Annotated in this window: 13 protein-coding genes; 6 read left to right on the top strand and 7 right to left on the bottom strand. The window is 41.8% G+C overall.

All coding sequences use genetic code 11. The features are described 5' to 3' along the window. Position 1: 1 nt before the first annotated feature. Positions 2-934 (top strand): adenylate/guanylate cyclase domain-containing protein, encoded by a 933-nt coding sequence (locus SWH54_14480; protein ID MDY6792465.1) that lies wholly within the window; start codon positions 2-4, stop codon positions 932-934. Between the two features lie 11 nt (positions 935-945). Here the strand turns inward: SWH54_14480 and SWH54_14475 are convergent, their stop codons facing one another. The 7 genes from SWH54_14475 to SWH54_14445 all read right to left on the bottom strand — a co-directional run bounded on the left by SWH54_14475 (position 946) and on the right by SWH54_14445 (position 9463). Next, positions 946-1788 carry an HAD family hydrolase gene (locus SWH54_14475; protein ID MDY6792464.1) on the bottom strand — a complete coding sequence of 281 codons (843 nt, stop codon included), beginning with the start codon at positions 1786-1788 and terminating at the stop codon, positions 946-948. Further along, entirely contained in the window at positions 1781-3190 is a 1410-nt protein-coding gene (locus tag SWH54_14470; GenBank protein ID MDY6792463.1) for a hypothetical protein, read from the bottom strand. Before SWH54_14470 ends, SWH54_14475 begins: the two co-directional genes overlap by 8 nt. 427 nt (positions 3191-3617) lie before the next feature. Further along, complete coding sequence (locus SWH54_14465) at positions 3618-4328, bottom strand: FHA domain-containing protein (GenBank protein ID MDY6792462.1); 711 nt, start codon at positions 4326-4328, stop codon at positions 3618-3620. Between the two features lie 2 nt (positions 4329-4330). Then, positions 4331-5173, bottom strand: coding sequence for a protein phosphatase 2C domain-containing protein (locus SWH54_14460; protein ID MDY6792461.1), 843 nt, complete (start codon positions 5171-5173; stop codon positions 4331-4333). Positions 5174-5429: 256 nt separating this feature from the next. Then, entirely contained in the window at positions 5430-7970 is a 2541-nt protein-coding gene (locus tag SWH54_14455) for a serine/threonine-protein kinase (protein MDY6792460.1), read from the bottom strand. 127 nt (positions 7971-8097) lie between these two features. Then, positions 8098-8790, bottom strand: coding sequence for a 7-cyano-7-deazaguanine synthase QueC (gene queC, locus SWH54_14450; protein ID MDY6792459.1), 693 nt, complete (start codon positions 8788-8790; stop codon positions 8098-8100). Further along, a complete protein-coding gene (locus SWH54_14445) occupies positions 8783-9463 on the bottom strand; it encodes a radical SAM protein (GenBank protein ID MDY6792458.1) in 681 nt (226 codons plus the stop codon). Before SWH54_14445 ends, queC begins: the two co-directional genes overlap by 8 nt. Positions 9464-9715: 252 nt before the next feature. On the opposite strand from SWH54_14445, the gene manA reads away from it, so the two are divergent. The 5 genes from manA (at position 9716) to pheA (ending at position 15549) form a co-directional block, all read left to right on the top strand. Next, positions 9716-10933, top strand: a complete 1218-nt coding sequence (gene manA, locus SWH54_14440; protein MDY6792457.1) for a mannose-6-phosphate isomerase, class I — start codon at positions 9716-9718, stop codon at positions 10931-10933. A gap of 61 nt (positions 10934-10994) precedes the next feature. Beyond that, positions 10995-12032, top strand: a complete 1038-nt coding sequence (locus SWH54_14435) for a hypothetical protein (protein ID MDY6792456.1) — start codon at positions 10995-10997, stop codon at positions 12030-12032. Positions 12033-12490: 458 nt separating this feature from the next. Beyond that, entirely contained in the window at positions 12491-13333 is an 843-nt protein-coding gene (locus SWH54_14430; GenBank protein MDY6792455.1) for a 2-amino-3,7-dideoxy-D-threo-hept-6-ulosonate synthase, read from the top strand. Between the two features lie 132 nt (positions 13334-13465). After that, on the top strand, positions 13466-14458 hold the full coding sequence (locus tag SWH54_14425; protein ID MDY6792454.1) for a 3-dehydroquinate synthase II: 993 nt from the start codon (positions 13466-13468) through the stop codon (positions 14456-14458). An 8-nt stretch (positions 14459-14466) separates the two neighbouring features. Next, complete coding sequence (pheA, locus tag SWH54_14420) at positions 14467-15549, top strand: prephenate dehydratase (protein ID MDY6792453.1); 1083 nt, start codon at positions 14467-14469, stop codon at positions 15547-15549. Positions 15550-15703 lie beyond the last annotated feature (154 nt).

The raw sequence follows: 15703 nt of genomic DNA, 5'->3' as shown, positions 1-15703 counted from the left end.
GATTTATTTCTTCTGCCATCATATTTTTCGGGCTGGAATCCCATGCCAGAAAAACCCTGATCCCTGTTTTCTTCCCCAAAGGCGAGCTTACACAGGTCACTGGCACGGCAAAAATTTCCATAGCCGGTCAATTTCAGATCCGCTGAACGAGATGCTGCTGACCCTGAAAGAAATACAAAAAGGTGACCTGGATACACAGGTAAATGTGATTTCCAATGACGAGGTGGGGATCCTGGGAGATGCTGCCAATAAAATGATCCAGGGTTTAAAGGAAAAAGAACTGCTGCGGGATGCGTTTGGAAAATATGTGGCGCCTGAAGTAAGGGATGAGATCATTTCCGGTCGTATCCCGCTGGATGGGGAATACAAGGAGGTCACGGTACTGTTCGCTGACTTAAAGGATTTCACGCCAATGACCGAGTCCCATGATCCTAAAATGATTGTTCGCATCTTAAATGATTATTTCAAAGAAATGAGTGCCGCCATTGAAGAACAATCCGGCCTGATCCTTCAGTTTTTGGGGGATGAAATATACGCCGTTTTCGGTGCCCCCATCCCCTGCAAAGATCATGCGGAAAAGGGCTTTTCCGCTGCCCTTGGAATGAAAAATCGTTTGGAAACGCTGAACCAAAAATTTGCCTCTCAGGGCCGTCCCATCTTGTCTCATGGCATCGGCATACATTCCGGGCAGGTGGTGGCAGCCAATATCGGAAGTCCGAACCGGCTTTCCTATCTTCTGGTCGGGGATACGGTGAACCTGGCCTCCCGACTTCAGTCGCTGACCCGGGACCTGGATGCCCATATTATTGTATCAGCGGATGCTGTGAAGCGTTTGTCCGGGAAGCAAATAAAGGACAGTTTGCTAAAACATTCCCATCCGGTGCAGGTCAAAGGGCGTCAGCTTGAAGTGGATATTTACCTTATCCCCCGGTAAATGCTTGACCACTAATTTACGTAACCAAGAAGCTGAATCAAATCGGTGATTATAATATCGGCGGATAGATTTTCACAAAGCGGTTCATCGGATCGTAATCTTAAGGATCTGGCATCACCGGCAAAAAGTCCGGTCATAAAACCCGTCTTTTGAGCAGGATAGATATCATTTAACATGTCATTTCCCACATAAAGAACCGAACCTGCTGGAATATTAACCTGTTTAAGCCTTGAAGAGGCAACTTCAAAGAGAAAAGAAGAGGGTTTTGCATATCCGAACTTGTAAGAAAAGAGAGTCAGGTTCGGCTCAAATCCAAGGTTATCAAGATCTGATTTTAGAAACCAGTCAAACAGATACGGAGTAAAGAACTGGGCGTTTGAAATAATCCCCACGATGATATGCCTATTTTTTAATTCGCGCAGCACCTGTTTTAGATAGGGCATGGGATAGACAGGATTGACAATCAACTCAAACTCAAGGGCAAATTCCCTGGCAGTCTGAGAGTTATCTTCCCCAATCACACGCATCCATATCTTATCTATTTCGATTTCAGGGTAGTCTATGCCTGTTTTCCTTGATTTTTCATGTTGGTTTTTAACGGTTTGGAAGAAATTTTTTAAAAGTGTTTTGCTATTTATTTTGATTTTGAATTTTTCCAGCAGATACTCAATTTTGTCTGTTTCCTGCAAAATTTTTTTAGCAGTTCCAATATCCCCTGAGCCACTGATAAACAGGGTGCCGTAAATATCAAAAAGGATGCATTTAATTTTTTTATCGAGCTTTCCGCTTTGCTGTAACGGTGTCGGAAGAGGGGAGAGGGGGATTAAATATTTTTCAAACAGGTCTTTATTCACTGTATTCACACCATTTTAGCAGGCTGAAATGACGGGGATCAATAAAACAGGACAGCAGTATTTTTTTATCAATACGTTGTGATACAGAGACACACATCACTTTTTTATATATTTGAAGGAGTTTTTGTTTATATATCTGTTTACTGTAATTTGAAAGCACTGCCTTCATATTGTGTTGTATCAACCTTTGTTTATCCGTGACCATACCCACGGATGCAAGATAAGGGTTAAGTCTGATTAATACATTTTTTTCCTTCCGACTCGACATCACCTGAGAAATGATTGCTTTTTGAAACGGTTCATCCAGAAGGGCAAAATCAATGGTTTCCTTTGCTACCATCTGAGAAAATATTTTTTCAATGCTTGGTTTATCTATATCATAGTGAAGCCGTTTACAGATTTCTAAAATACAGCCGCTCCATTTTTGATAAAATTTGTTTTTTTCGATCCATTCCAACGGAACAACCAGCTTGGAATAGAGATGGTCAAGGTTGATACCGTTTTTTTCAAAATCGCGGCATATTTCCGGGAGCTTTCTTCCCCAGATCAGCTTTTGGGCGCTCCAGGGTTCAACAAATGAAAATCCAAAACCCTCACTGATACTGGTGGTAATCATAAACCTGGACGATAACACAAGCTGTGAAAATTCGTTTTTTAGTCCGGATTCAAATTCAACATTGATGTTGTTATGTGCTACAAAATTTTTCCACCCTTTATAGCTGCCAAAATCGGCCGGGCTGTTCGGCGGCAGGGTGATGGAGAGTTTTTCCCGGCTTTTGAAATAAAGTGATACCAGAATGGCTTCTCCAATATTTTTTCTCCTGATCGCACGGATGGGATAAAGTACAATATTATCAATATATTTAGCCCTATTTGTTAAACAAAAAGGTTCAATCATATTGAAAATTTTATGCAGCCCCTCTTTCTTGAGTCCGGCCTTTAGTAATATATCGTAATCACGGGAATTAATCACACCGTAATGACAATCAGGTAAATATTGATCTAAAAAGTAGAGATTGGGACGGCCATCTTCGGCAAAATCGTGGACCTGCAGAAAAAGTTTTATCTTTCTTTTTTGAAGTTCGCTTAATATCTTTAAAAAATCAGCGTTTTTAGCCAGAATGGGGTTATGTACATGCAGGGCATCGCATGGGCTACCGAATTTTTCTGAAATTGCATTGATAATCGATTCGGCAACTTGATGAGGGGGAGGTTTTTTTGTGGCGAGGCTGTCATATCCAAGTCCCGGGATAAATACACTATCCACAGGGAAAGAAGGTTTTTGGTCAGAACCGGTGAGTACAAAAGTGTCACATGAATTTTGGATAGCCTTTATCTGTTGGCTTAAAACAGTGGTGACGCCACCTGTTTTGAGATGATAGTGGATAAAGGCTATCTTCATTGAAGCTTATTAAAGCGCTATTTAGGTCGGGGAGTTTTTCAATCTCCGTTATGTCCGTATGAGGGAAAGCCCTATCGCCCAAGCGATCCTTAACAATCTTAGCAGAGGACTGACCTACGGCAGCTATCTCGCTGAGATTAGATTTGAGCCAGCCCCAGCAGACAGATTCCCACGGCGGCAATGATCGTCTCTGCCTGTATGGACTTAACGCAAAGGATAGGGGGCGTGTACGGAGTGTTGTACTCTTTTGTTAAAGATCGCTTGGGCGATAGGGCTTTCCCTCATACGGATCGCTGACTATCAATAAAGCGCTAACGGTCTACCAAAATGTCCTATGGGGAGAAACTCCCCGACCCATTAATTAGTTACCACTGTGATTTCCGCGTTCTCTGTGGTAAATTCAAGTTTTTACGAATTCATCACGTCCTTATTCTTTGGTAAAAAATTGCATCTTAATAGAGCCCAGTTCGATGATATCGAATTCTTTAAGCGCCACAGATTCTTTTACAATTTTGTTATTCACCTTTATTTTTGACATACCACCCACAAAGCTTAAGTATAAGCCATTGGGTCTTTTACTTATGGTTGCCGCAGTCCGGCCAATACCAAGCCCGCTGGTTACAATATCGCAGGAGGGGTCTTTACCGATTTTTAAAAGTTTTTTGGTGATTTCAACTTCACCCTCACCACCGGATAAATAGGATAAAAAACCGCCGGGCTCATTTTTTTTCATTCTGGGTGAAGCGGTCTTGGAGTCACTCTTTGACATCATGTCTCTGTATTTACTGGTGTCCATTACCATGGTCTTGTCCATATCACCGGAAGGCCCTGCGGGACGAGTTTCATTCTGCAGGTATTCAAAGACGAGGGAATGCTTGCCGATGTTAATGATATCTCCATGTTTAAGCCAATGAGATGTTACCAGCCTTTCATTTACAAAGCAGCCATTTTTGCTATGCAGGTCTGTTAACACAAAACCATCACCTGCCGAGTCAATTTTTGCATGATTACCGGATACCGCAAGGTTTTCAATGACAATATCGTTGTCGCTTCGCCTGCCGATGGTGAATGATCTTTCTTTTTGGAGTGGAAAATTTTGGATAACCTTGTCTTTAAATTTTAATGTTAAAACTGGCATCGTTAAACCCTCTTTTTTGATAAAAAATTATTATATCCTTCCAGAATACGCCAAATAATCCGCCTGATTCCCTTTGCGCTTGAATAAGCTCTTTTTATTTTGATTATAATCACCGATATATTATCATCCCCTCCTCGTTCGTTTGCCAGGTCAAGGAGATAACGCCCGGCCGTTTGCGAACTTTTATTCAATGCGGCATCAAGCATTTCATTGGGAGTGACATTTCCGCTTAAGCCATCTGAACATATAACAATAATGTCGTCCTTGAAGTAAGGGATTTCACAGATATCCGGTTTGACCGTTTCATCTGTTCCAACGGCTCGTGTGAGCATATTATAAAATTCAGGGCCAAGTGGTCTGGGACCCTCCAGGTTTTGTGTACCAACTTCTGCGATTACGGTATGAGGCACTGAAATAAGTTCAATATCCCCATTATGTATTAAATATATTGGACTGTCACCCACATTTGCTGCAATAAAGGTATCTTTATTGAAATAAACCGCAGATAAAGTAGATCCCATCCCGCGATACCCTTCATTTCCATTGGAAACTTGATAGACAATTCGATTTGACAGTCTGATAGCGGAGATAAGATGATTCGCTTCGCTTGAAAGTGTTTGGTCAGGGGTGCTGAATTCCTGTGTATCATCATCTTCGCCTAGCTTTTTTATATAGCTACTTATCGTTTCGACCACCATATTGCTGGCCACTTCACCGGCGCGATGTCCACCCATGCCGTCAGCAATAAGATAAAGCCCCAGTTTATCATCAAGAAACATCGAATCTTCATTGATTTTTCTTTTTTTACCAATGTCGGTTATACCTGCCGATTCGCTAATTATCATATTAAAACTGGGGTTATTATTGGTGAACTGGTAAAAAGCCAAATTCATCCGGTTTTGAGTGTTACGTTTTTACTTCCGCCTAATGCCTGAACTGGCTAATGATATTATAAATTTAAACAAATAGTTAAATAATAAAACTTAATATTATTGGTGAAAAGTGGTTTTTAGACTTTTTGCCAAGCCGTCATATGTAATTATTTTATATAACAAAAAGTATAACAGGTCAAGCATTCCACCCATCGATCTTCACCGGTGGTTATTTGTGTTTATTTTTAGCCATAGCGGCATCAATCTTTTTTCTGACCTCTTTTAAATGGGCAGACATTTGTGATGCGCGTTGATAGCGATTTCCCCGGTCTTTCTCAAGGGCCTTATTAATAATTGTTACAATCGGAGTTAAAATTTTAGGATTGATTGATTTCGGGTTCGGATGAAGGGCATTCATGATGTTATTCATCAGGGCCGCAGGGTTTTCACCGACGAAAGGAAGTTCACCGGTTAAAAGCTGGAAAAACATGGTACCCAGGGAGAAAATGTCGGATCTGCCATCCACTTTTTGACCGGAAAACTGTTCCGGTGACATATAATATGGAGTCCCTTTTACTATTCCGGTTTGTGTCTGAGAAATAGCGGTGATTCTGGCAATACCGAAATCAGTGATCTTAACTATGCCTGAATCCAACAGCATGATATTCGCCGGTTTGATATCACGATGAACAATTCCTTTCTGGTGAGCATAATCAAGGGCATTGGCAATATCCGCAACATAATCGATAACCCTGACCATGGGAAGCAAATTGGTCTTTTTTACATGTTTTTCGAGGTCTTCTCCCTCCAAAAATTCCATGGCAATGTATGCCAGGTCATGTTCGTCTCCTGCATCATATATGGTAACAATGTTGGGGTGGGAAAGAGTACCCGCACTTTCTGCTTCTCTGAAGAATTTTGCCTTTAAATCCTGTATGTCTTCAGGATCAAATTCATCGCCAAACTTAAACGTTTTAATTGCTGTCGTTCGATTAATTCTGGGATCCTGGCCAAGGTAAACGATTCCCATTGCACCTTTGCCCAGCTGCTTTATAATTTCATACCTGCCCAGAGTCGGTCGTGTATCGGATGCGGTGGTCAAAAGGTCATCGGAAGATGAGCCTCCTCCGGCAAACCCGTCACCAAAAACCATGGTTTCGCTGGCCTGCATCAGTCTTGTCTTCTTTTGGGCCACATCTTTAAATTTCTTATCATGATTTTCAATATATTCGTAGACCATGGCCGCCTTATTGAGCTGTCTTTTTCGTTCATAGTCCAGAGCGAGATTATAAAGAATATCCTTTACTTCATTGTCCACCGGCACCTTGCGAAATTTATCAAAAGCCATGTCCAACATTCCCTGGCTTTGGAAAGACAGTCCGAGCATACGATTGCTTTCAGCCGACTCACCCTCTACCTGTTCTTTTTTAGTTTCCACAGTAAAAAAGCTCAGGCTGATTGCCCCGATATATCCCAACAGCAGCTGCATAACAGGATAAGTGGTACTGACCCACATGTCTTTTGCAATAAACAGATAACTTGATCCACCGACAAGAAGAATGAGGAGGATAATAAATGTCATGCCGGCCAGCATTGCTTTTAATCTTGGCATGATAAAGGTGATCACTATACCCAGTAAGAAAATCATGATAAGTTGAGCCGGATAACCCCAATTCGGTTGAGCAATTAGATTGTGATTTAATATCGACCAGACCGTATTGGCAGAAAACTCTCCGACAGGCATGGTAGAATCAGTAGGCGTACTCAGCGGATTCATAATTCCTGCTGCAGATGGGCTTACCAGAACAAGTTTGTTTTTGAAAACATCTGTGGGAACTTTATCATTAATGACATCGAAAAAAGAGTATTTCTTAAAAGCGCCGGTGGTTCCTTTAAAACTCACCAGAATTTCCGTATTTTTGGTGGTAGGAATATTAAGAGATCCAAGAAAGATCGCTGTGCCAAGATTCGCCCGGATTTTATTATCCGGGATATTTAGATAAAGTGCCGCGAGTTTCAAAGTATATGACGGGATAAAAAGCCCGTGAAATTCAAAAACCGGGCGTTCTCTTCTGGCCGTTCCATCCATATCATAAAGCAGGTTGATATGACCGATTCCCTTTGAATGTTCTAAGAATTGAGCAATGGGGAGGGAAATGTCATCGGACCTTGGGTAATAAACACCGGCAGGGCTTCTGACGTTCTGGATCGACTGATTAATAAGAAGCGGATCGGTTTCCACCATTTCTTCTGAAAAAACATGGGACTCCCCCAAAAACACAGGAAGCACCACCTTGCCTGATTCCATAATTGCCTGTGAAAGTTTTTTATCATTATCGAGCCTGGTTTGGGCATCACTGATGGCCTGGAGAAATTCAGATCCTGTATCTCCTGTTTTATCCAGAATGTTGGTGGAAAAAAGTTCTTTTAGCTTTGTCAGTTCTTTTAAGCCGTTGCTTTCTTCCGGTTCGCTTAGAATAATGTTAAGCCCGATTACCCTGGGTTCTCCGGAATTTATCTTATGAATGATGTTGGCTAAAAGAGAGCGAGGCCAGGGCCAGCGACCGAGTTTTTCTACGGAGTCATCGTCAATATCTACAATAACCACTTCGTTGGAGACTCCGGGATCGCCGCGAAATTTCATCATTAAATCGTATGATTTCAACTCAAGAGTGTCGAGAAAATCCACACGGAAAAAAAATAATCCCAAAAAAAGGATGGTAATACCCAGCCCGGTAAACAAAGCCGGATGTTTTTTTAAAATGCCCATATTTATACCTTCCTGTATTTTTTTATATCCTTACAGCTGTGAAAGAATACTATAATAATTTCATCCACATATCAAGATAAATTATCCAGATAAATGATACCGGTTCAATCATTTTAAACGGATGGGGCTAAAAATATTTTGTCGGATCTTTTACCCCTGCCTCTGTAAAACCTTTTTTTCTCAAAATGCAGCTGTCACATCGGCCGCAGGCGAGGCCTTGGGGATTGGGATCGTAGCAGCTATGTGTGGAAGAATAGTCGACACCGAGTTCAATACCTTTTTTGATTATCTGGGCCTTTGACATATTAAGCAGCGGTGTGTGTATCTTTATTCTGGTAAAACCTTCAACACCGGCTTTGGTGGCAAGATTTGCCATCTTTTCGAATGCATCGATATATTCAGGTCTGCAATCCGGATAACCGCTGTAATCTACAGCATTCACCCCTATAAAAATATTCGATGATCCGATCACTTCTGCCCATGCAAGGGCGTACGACAGGAAAATAGTGTTTCTTGCCGGAACATAAGTCACAGGTATATCATCAAAATCAGCCTTGGCAACTCTGTTTTTAGGAACGTCTATACTGTCTGTCAGGGCGGATCCTCCGATTTGATTAAGATCCAGATTTATAACCAGATGTTTCTCAATACCGATAACGTCAGCCACTCTTCTGGCCGCCTCAAGTTCAATTTTATGACGCTGGCCGTATAAAAAACTGAGGCTGAAAAGGCGATAACCTTCATTTTTTGCTATGGCCATCACAGTCGTTGAATCAAGGCCTCCACTGGAAAGGACAACCGCCTTTTTATCATCAATCATGATTGTGTTTCCTTTTGGCTTCCAAGCCTCCCTGCTTTTTCTCTCCATCCGGCCAGATGATGTGATGCATCTGGAGATGAAACCTGACATTCAGTTTGTCTTCAAGTATCCAATTCGCCAGTTGAGAAGGAACCATTTCTCCGGAAACAGGAGAAAACAAAACATGATCAGCGGCAAACCACCCAGGTATAAGCTTTCTTATTTTCTTTGCATAATCGTAGTCTTTTCGCGTTCCAATAACAAATTTCACCTGGTCTTTGTGGTCTATTCTTTTCAGGTTTTCAAGATCGTTTTGCTTGCTTTCCCTGCTTGATGGGCATTTAATGTCGACTATTTTGATACAGCGATTGTCAAGCATGGAAATATCAAGGCTTCCATTTGTTTCAATCAAAACTTCATACCCGTTTTCAAGCAGGGCACGAATTAAAAACGGTGTTTCGGGTTGAATCAAGGGCTCTCCTCCGGTAACTTCTACCAGTGGACATCCAAATGAATCAATCTGTTCTATGATCGCTTGTATTTCTATTTCAAAGCCATTTTCATATGCATAGACGGTATCACAATAAGAACATCGCAAGTTGCATCCGGTCAGGCGAATAAATGCACAGGGCCTGCCGCTAAATAAAGATTCCCCCTGGATACTGTAAAATATTTCATTGACTAAAAGAGACATGCACTGTGTTACCCAAATGCTTTAAAAAATATATTTTTCAAATGATTAAGTCTGTTGCAACCGGCTTTTGTCCGTTGCTTGTTGTCAGTGGATATCAACGATCCACCGTCTGACAGAAATGTAAACCAGATCCCATATCGTAAACAAGTGACGCTTTTGTTTATATCAGTTGATTTTAAAATAGTAAACATACTATAATCAATTTAATGGTCCGCTGCAGATTTCCCAATACAACGGAAATGTGAGTAAAAAATGAAAACCATATGTTTGCTGGAAAACACCATTCAAGAGTATGAATGGGGGTCATATACCGCTATTGCCAGCCTCTTAAGCAAAAAAGCTTCATCAGATGTTCCACAGGCGGAGATATGGATGGGCGCACATCCTAAGGCATCTTCAATGGTGACATACCAGGGAAAATCCATTTCTTTACTGGAACTGATTTCACAGTACCCTGAGGATATACTGGGAAAAAACATTGCCAAAGAATATAACCACCAGCTTCCCTTTTTGTTTAAGGTTCTGGCTGCAGCAAAGCCGCTTTCAATACAGGCACATCCAAGCCACCTGCAAGCAAGGGAAGGATTTAAGAGAGAAAACGAGTTAAACATATCAAAGGATTCGCCAAAGAGGAATTATAAGGATGACAACCATAAACCGGAATGCATCTGTGCGTTGACAGATTTCTTGGCGTTGAACGGTTTTCGAAAAACATGCGATATGTTATCATTTATGAAAAAAGTCTGCTCAAACAGTCTGGGAAAAGAACTGAATGAGCTTGAAAAGAAACAGGATGCTGATGGGTTAAAGCAATTTTTTAAGTCTTTCATGACGCTGGATGAGAAGCGAAAAAACCGGGTTTTAAACGAGACACTATATAATGCAAAAAAAATTGCAAAATCAGATCCTGCGTTTGAGTGGATGGTTAAACTTGCCAAAGAGTATCCCCAAGATATCGGCATACTTTCTCCCGCCATGTTAAATCTGGTTTGTCTTAAACCGGGGGAAGCCATGTTTCTGTTTTCGGGAGAACTTCACGCCTATCTTGATGGACTGGGAATTGAACTGATGGCCAACTCGGATAACGTGCTGCGAGGAGGGCTGACTTCCAAGCATGTGGATATACCCGAACTGCTGAAAGTGGTAAATTTTGCCGAAAGGGACATTGAAATTTTGCAATGTGAAAAAAACAATACTGCTGAATGTACCTATGCCAGCATGGCAAAAGAATTTATGCTGTCTGTCATTTCGGTGGATTCCACAAAAAACTTTACCAGCCAGGCTGTAAAGAGTGCGGAAATATTACTGTGCACGGATGGTCAGGCCACCATCACAGATTCTGGAAATAATGAAACTATTTATTTAAAAAAAGGAAAATCCATTATTGTCCCGGCATCTGTCAGCATGTATCATATAACAGGAAAAGCGGTGATCTACAAAGCATCGGTGAATAGCGCATATAGCTCATAGCGGATAGCAGAATGGAATCCATCATTATTTTTAACTAGGAGCTATCTTAAAGAGGCATTCAATGAGTTCAGCACATGTAAAAAAAATTTTGATTATTATCCTCATTTTAGCAGCTGTGGTGATGTCAGCGACCGGATATGTAGATAAAGTCCCCGACATTCTTGGAATGGAAAACATTTCCCGTTCCAATGATCAATATTTGAAAAATTCATTCAACAAAGCAGTGAATGGTTTTTTAATTTTATCCGGAATAAAAGGCGGGTTGGCAGTGATTGAAGGCTCAGAAGTGGGTATCGGGTTTAACCTGGAACTGGGTGATATTGTTCAATCCGTCTATGATTATGTGGATATTGCCTGGAAGACTTCCCTTGCAGGCGGTACAGTGATACTTTTGACCCGTTTAATGTTAAAATCAGTCCGGTTAATGGACCACTGGTGCCTGTTTTTGATGTTTATGATCTTATTAGTGTCTGTGATCGTAAGCTGGTTTTTCCCCAACTATGTTAAAATTTCCCGGACACTGAAAGAAACCACTTATTTTCTAATGGTGTTTTCTATTGCCCTGTATATATTGCTACCATTTTCTATTACCGGTGCGGCTTTCTTATCGGAAAAAATCACCAAGCCGCTTATTGAGGAATCCCAAAAGAGTTTTGAAAGTATACAACAGGATTTTTCTTTGGATTCAATCACCAACAAACTCTTTCCCGAAGAACAGGAAGGAGATGATTCCTGGATTTTCGATTTGAATTTAAAGGCAAAATATGAAAAAGCAAAACACCGTATCAAAGAACTTGCCAAATTTTTTAAGGAAAAGACAAGGAACATTGCGATCTGGACCATTCAGCTGATTGCCGGATACCTGTTTGATTGTATCATATTTCCCGTTGCATTTTTTATTATCCTTTTTGTCATTACCAAGAGCATTTTGATTTATCTTTTTGAGAACAGAAGATATCAGTCCATTAAAGAAGATATTGAATCAATGGTGATCAAATACTACCAATTAAATCAGGACAGATCGGGCAGAAAACCATATAGGAAAATACCCGCCAGGAGGACCCGAAATTATCATTCACCCAATAAAAGGATGTTTTAAAAAAAATATAAGCCAGAAGGGAAAATTATCGCTGGGACAAATTAAATTTCTCCGCTAAGAAGCAGCGGGAGAAAAAAGCGGGTAAACCCTGTGGTTTGAGCCTTTATTCAAAGTAGGTCCCGGTGATGGATGATTCAGCGCATACAGCCCCGACAGGCGGAATTTATGAAGCCATCCTAAAAAAATATGTTGACAACCAAAATCTGCCAATATAATTATACGGAAACTATAATTTACAGAGACAATTTTAAATGGCAATCAATCTTTCAGGCAGATATTTTTGGTTTTTCCGGTATTATTATTTTATTACCGTTCTGCCTGGGGTGCGCCAAAGTCAGTAATAAATATAACTAAGCGCTATAAGCCGTGGGCAGAAAAGAGTCCTCGGCTTTTTTATTTTTAAAGGCCGTGGAGAAATAACTTCACGGCCTTTTTTATTGAAAAGGAGGAAATGAATCATGACCATTTTAGGCAAAAGGATTCGTATGGAACGAATTATGAACCGGAATTCGGGAAAAACGGTCATCGTTCCCATGGATCACGGAATATCGGTGGGCCCCATCGATGGGTTGAAGGACATGAAACAGGCAATTCAAAACGTCTCTCAGGGTGGCGCAAACGCCATCGTGATGCACAAGGGATTGGTTGAAGAGGGACATCGCGAGGAGGGCAGGGATATCGGGCTTATCATACACCTGTCCGCATCCACCTGTCTTTCGGTTTACCCCAATGCCAAAACTCTGGTTTGTTCGGTTGAAGAAGCGGTTAAACTTGGTGCCGATGCGGTATCCATACATGTAAACCTGGGAAACGGAGATGAAAAGGAAATGCTCAATGACTTTGGCAAGATCAGTTACGATGCGCGAACTTGGGGGATGCCGCTTCTTGCCATGATATATCCAAGGGGAGAGAAGATAAAGGACGAATATGACGTTCAGGCAATAAAACATGCCGCCCGGCTGGGCAGCGAGATGGGAGCGGATATTGTAAAGGTTTCCTACACCGGGTCCACGGAAACATTTCATGAGGTGGTAGCCGGATGCAGTGTCCCTGTGGTGATTGCAGGCGGTCCTAAAATGAATTCGGCAAAGGAAATACTTGAGATGGTGAAAGGAAGCGTCATCGCAGGTGGTGCCGGAGTATCCATAGGCCGCAATGTTTTTCAATATAAAGATCCCAGGGTCATGGTTCGGGCTATTTCATGTATTGTCACTGAAGGGGGTAATGTGGAAGACGGGTTGAAAATACTGGAAGACGATCAGGCGGTGATGCACCCCAATAAGCATAGCATGATAACATAACAAGCTAATAATATATTTAGTTGGTTAGCTCTCGATTAACCTCGTCCGTTGTATGTTGCTGGTGGCGGGTGGATCGAAGGTATAGATATTTTGTTTTAAAAGAGAGAACACCCCACACAGAGGAAAAGAAAAATGCGCAAAATTTGGATTAAAGTCGATCCGTGGGATAAAAATATAGTTACTGCTGCGCTTGAAGGCGGCGCAGACGGCATCATGGTTCCAAAAGGATATTCAGAAAAAGTTAAAAAACTCGGAAGGATACAGACAGTTTCTGAAGACGGTGATTTAAGCTTGGGTAAAGATGTCATTTTTTATCCCATAAAAAGCGGTGAAGATGAGAATGAGATTGTCAAACTGGGACAAAGCAAAAAAGTCATTCTTCAATGTGAAAACTGGACGGTGATCCCGTTGGAAAACTTAATTGCCAAAGGCGCAGATGTGATTGTGCAGGTTAATAACTTAAAAGAAGCCGAAACCGTATTTGGTATTCTGGAAAAAGGAGTGCGGCATATTCTTTTTCACACCACCGATACCATGGAATTAAAAAAAGTCCTTTCTTTGATAGGATCAAAGGAGGAACGTATTTCGCTTGAAACAGCTGAAATTAAAGAAGTAACGCCGATTGGCATGGGCGATAGAGTGTGTGTGGATACCTGCACATCGATGGTCAAAGGGCAAGGAATGATGGTGGGAAACAGCAGCAGCGCCATGTTTCTGGTTCACGCAGAAACGGTTTTAAATCCCTATGTATCTCCCAGGCCATTTCGCATAAATGCAGGTCCGGTTCATGCATATACAAAGGTTCCGGGCGGAAAAACAAGATACCTCTCAGAACTATCGGCCGGTGATAGGGTGTTGATCGTTGATTTCAAGGGCAATGCGGTGACGGGTGTGGTCGGACGGCTTAAAATTGAAAAACGACCGTTAATGCTTGTCAGAGCGACGGTAAATAAAAAAGAGGTCACCACCATTCTGCAAAATGCGGAAACCATCCGGCTGACCTCACCTGAAGGAGATCCGATATCGGTGGTTAAATTAAGTCCCGGTGATAAGGTGCTGGTAGCAGTTGAGAAAGGCGGGAGACATTTTGGCCATCAGATCGATGAAACCATAACGGAAAGGTAACCAAACTCATGCGGCATGCAGATTCTCATATCAATGAATTGAGAAAATCCATAGATGAAATTGATGAAAAGATTCTGGATTTAATTAACCAAAGACTCTTGTTGGGAAAAGAAATAGGCGCCATCAAGAGAAAAAATAATGAGCCGGTCACGGACAAAGCGCGTGAGATGGCTATTATAACAAGGCTTAAAGAAATCAACCAGGGTCACCTGCGCAATGATACTCTGGAGCATATATTTACTCAAATCATTGCGGAATCCAGGGAGATCCAACAGCCCCAAAAAATCAGCTATCTTGGACCCGAGGCAACATTTACCCATATTGCGGCAATGAATCATTTTGGGCTAAATGTGAGTTATATGTCACAGCCGGCCATTTATGATGTATTTTCCGAAGTGGAAAAAGGCTTATGCGCCTACGGTGTGGTGCCGGTGGAAAACTCCAATGAAGGGTCGGTGAATCATACCCTTGATCTTTTTTTTGAATCTGATTTAAAAATATGTGCCGAGATTTTCCAACCCATATCACATGATTTATTATCCCGGACAAAAACAATTGATGAAATAAAGGTGATTTATTCCCATTCCCATGCGTTTGCCCAGTGCCGCAACTGGATCAGGAGCCATCTACCCACAGCGGATCATAAAGAATGCAACAGTACGGCACAGGCAGCAAAAAAAGCCACCGAAACAATCGGGTCCGCTGCGATCGGTGCCAGAGCAGCGGCACACCTGTATAACCTTGAAGTGGCTGCAACCAGGATTGAAAATAATGACCGGAACATCACCCGGTTTCTGGTCATCGGAAAAGACAAAACCGATCCAACGGAAAATGATAAGACATCAATCATGTTTGCCACCGCACATGTTCCGGGCGCTTTGTACAAAGCGCTGCAGCCTCTGGATGAGGCCGGAATCAACATGGTAAAACTGGAATCGCGTCCGGCAAAACATGAAAACTGGCGCTATTTCTTTTTTGTAGATTTCCAGGGACATATCCGAGATCCTGTGGTTCATCAAACCATAACCAGGATGAAAAAACTCTGTCTCCATTTGAAGCACCTGGGGTCATATCCCATGGCAAAGCCATAGAAGTTGGAAGACAATAAGGTTTAATAAAAAATGAACATTGAACATCGTAGCGCCAGGCGAAGTCTGGAGCGTTGGAATAGGTGGCGAAAGAGCCACATTTGAAATTCGCTGAAGGAGTCTAATGGGTTCAAAACCCATCCGGTAAGGGCTGTCA

It is taken from the genome of Thermodesulfobacteriota bacterium (assembly GCA_034189135.1).
Taxonomy (GTDB): Bacteria; Desulfobacterota; Desulfobacteria; order Desulfobacterales; family JAUWMJ01; genus JAUWMJ01.
Note: the sequence above shows the minus strand (reverse complement) of the source record. Positions and strands in the feature narration are given on the sequence as shown.

Bases quoted from the DNA above. Each gene is read 5' to 3' on its own strand.
- SWH54_14470 (MDY6792463.1), bottom strand. From the start codon at position 3,190: ATGAAGATAGCCTTTATCCACTATCATCTCAAAACAGGTGGCGTCACC.
- SWH54_14465 (MDY6792462.1), bottom strand. From the start codon at position 4,328: ATGCCAGTTTTAACATTAAAATTTAAAGACAAGGTTATCCAAAATTTT.
- SWH54_14460 (MDY6792461.1), bottom strand. From the start codon at position 5,173: ATGATAATTAGCGAATCGGCAGGTATAACCGACATTGGTAAAAAAAGA.
- SWH54_14455 (MDY6792460.1), bottom strand. From the start codon at position 7,970: ATGGGCATTTTAAAAAAACATCCGGCTTTGTTTACCGGGCTGGGTATT.
- queC (MDY6792459.1), bottom strand. From the start codon at position 8,790: ATGATTGATGATAAAAAGGCGGTTGTCCTTTCCAGTGGAGGCCTTGAT.
- SWH54_14445 (MDY6792458.1), bottom strand. From the start codon at position 9,463: ATGTCTCTTTTAGTCAATGAAATATTTTACAGTATCCAGGGGGAATCT.
- manA (MDY6792457.1), top strand. From the start codon at position 9,716: ATGAAAACCATATGTTTGCTGGAAAACACCATTCAAGAGTATGAATGG.
- SWH54_14435 (MDY6792456.1), top strand. From the start codon at position 10,995: ATGAGTTCAGCACATGTAAAAAAAATTTTGATTATTATCCTCATTTTA.
- SWH54_14430 (MDY6792455.1), top strand. From the start codon at position 12,491: ATGACCATTTTAGGCAAAAGGATTCGTATGGAACGAATTATGAACCGG.
- SWH54_14425 (MDY6792454.1), top strand. From the start codon at position 13,466: ATGCGCAAAATTTGGATTAAAGTCGATCCGTGGGATAAAAATATAGTT.
- pheA (MDY6792453.1), top strand. From the start codon at position 14,467: ATGCGGCATGCAGATTCTCATATCAATGAATTGAGAAAATCCATAGAT.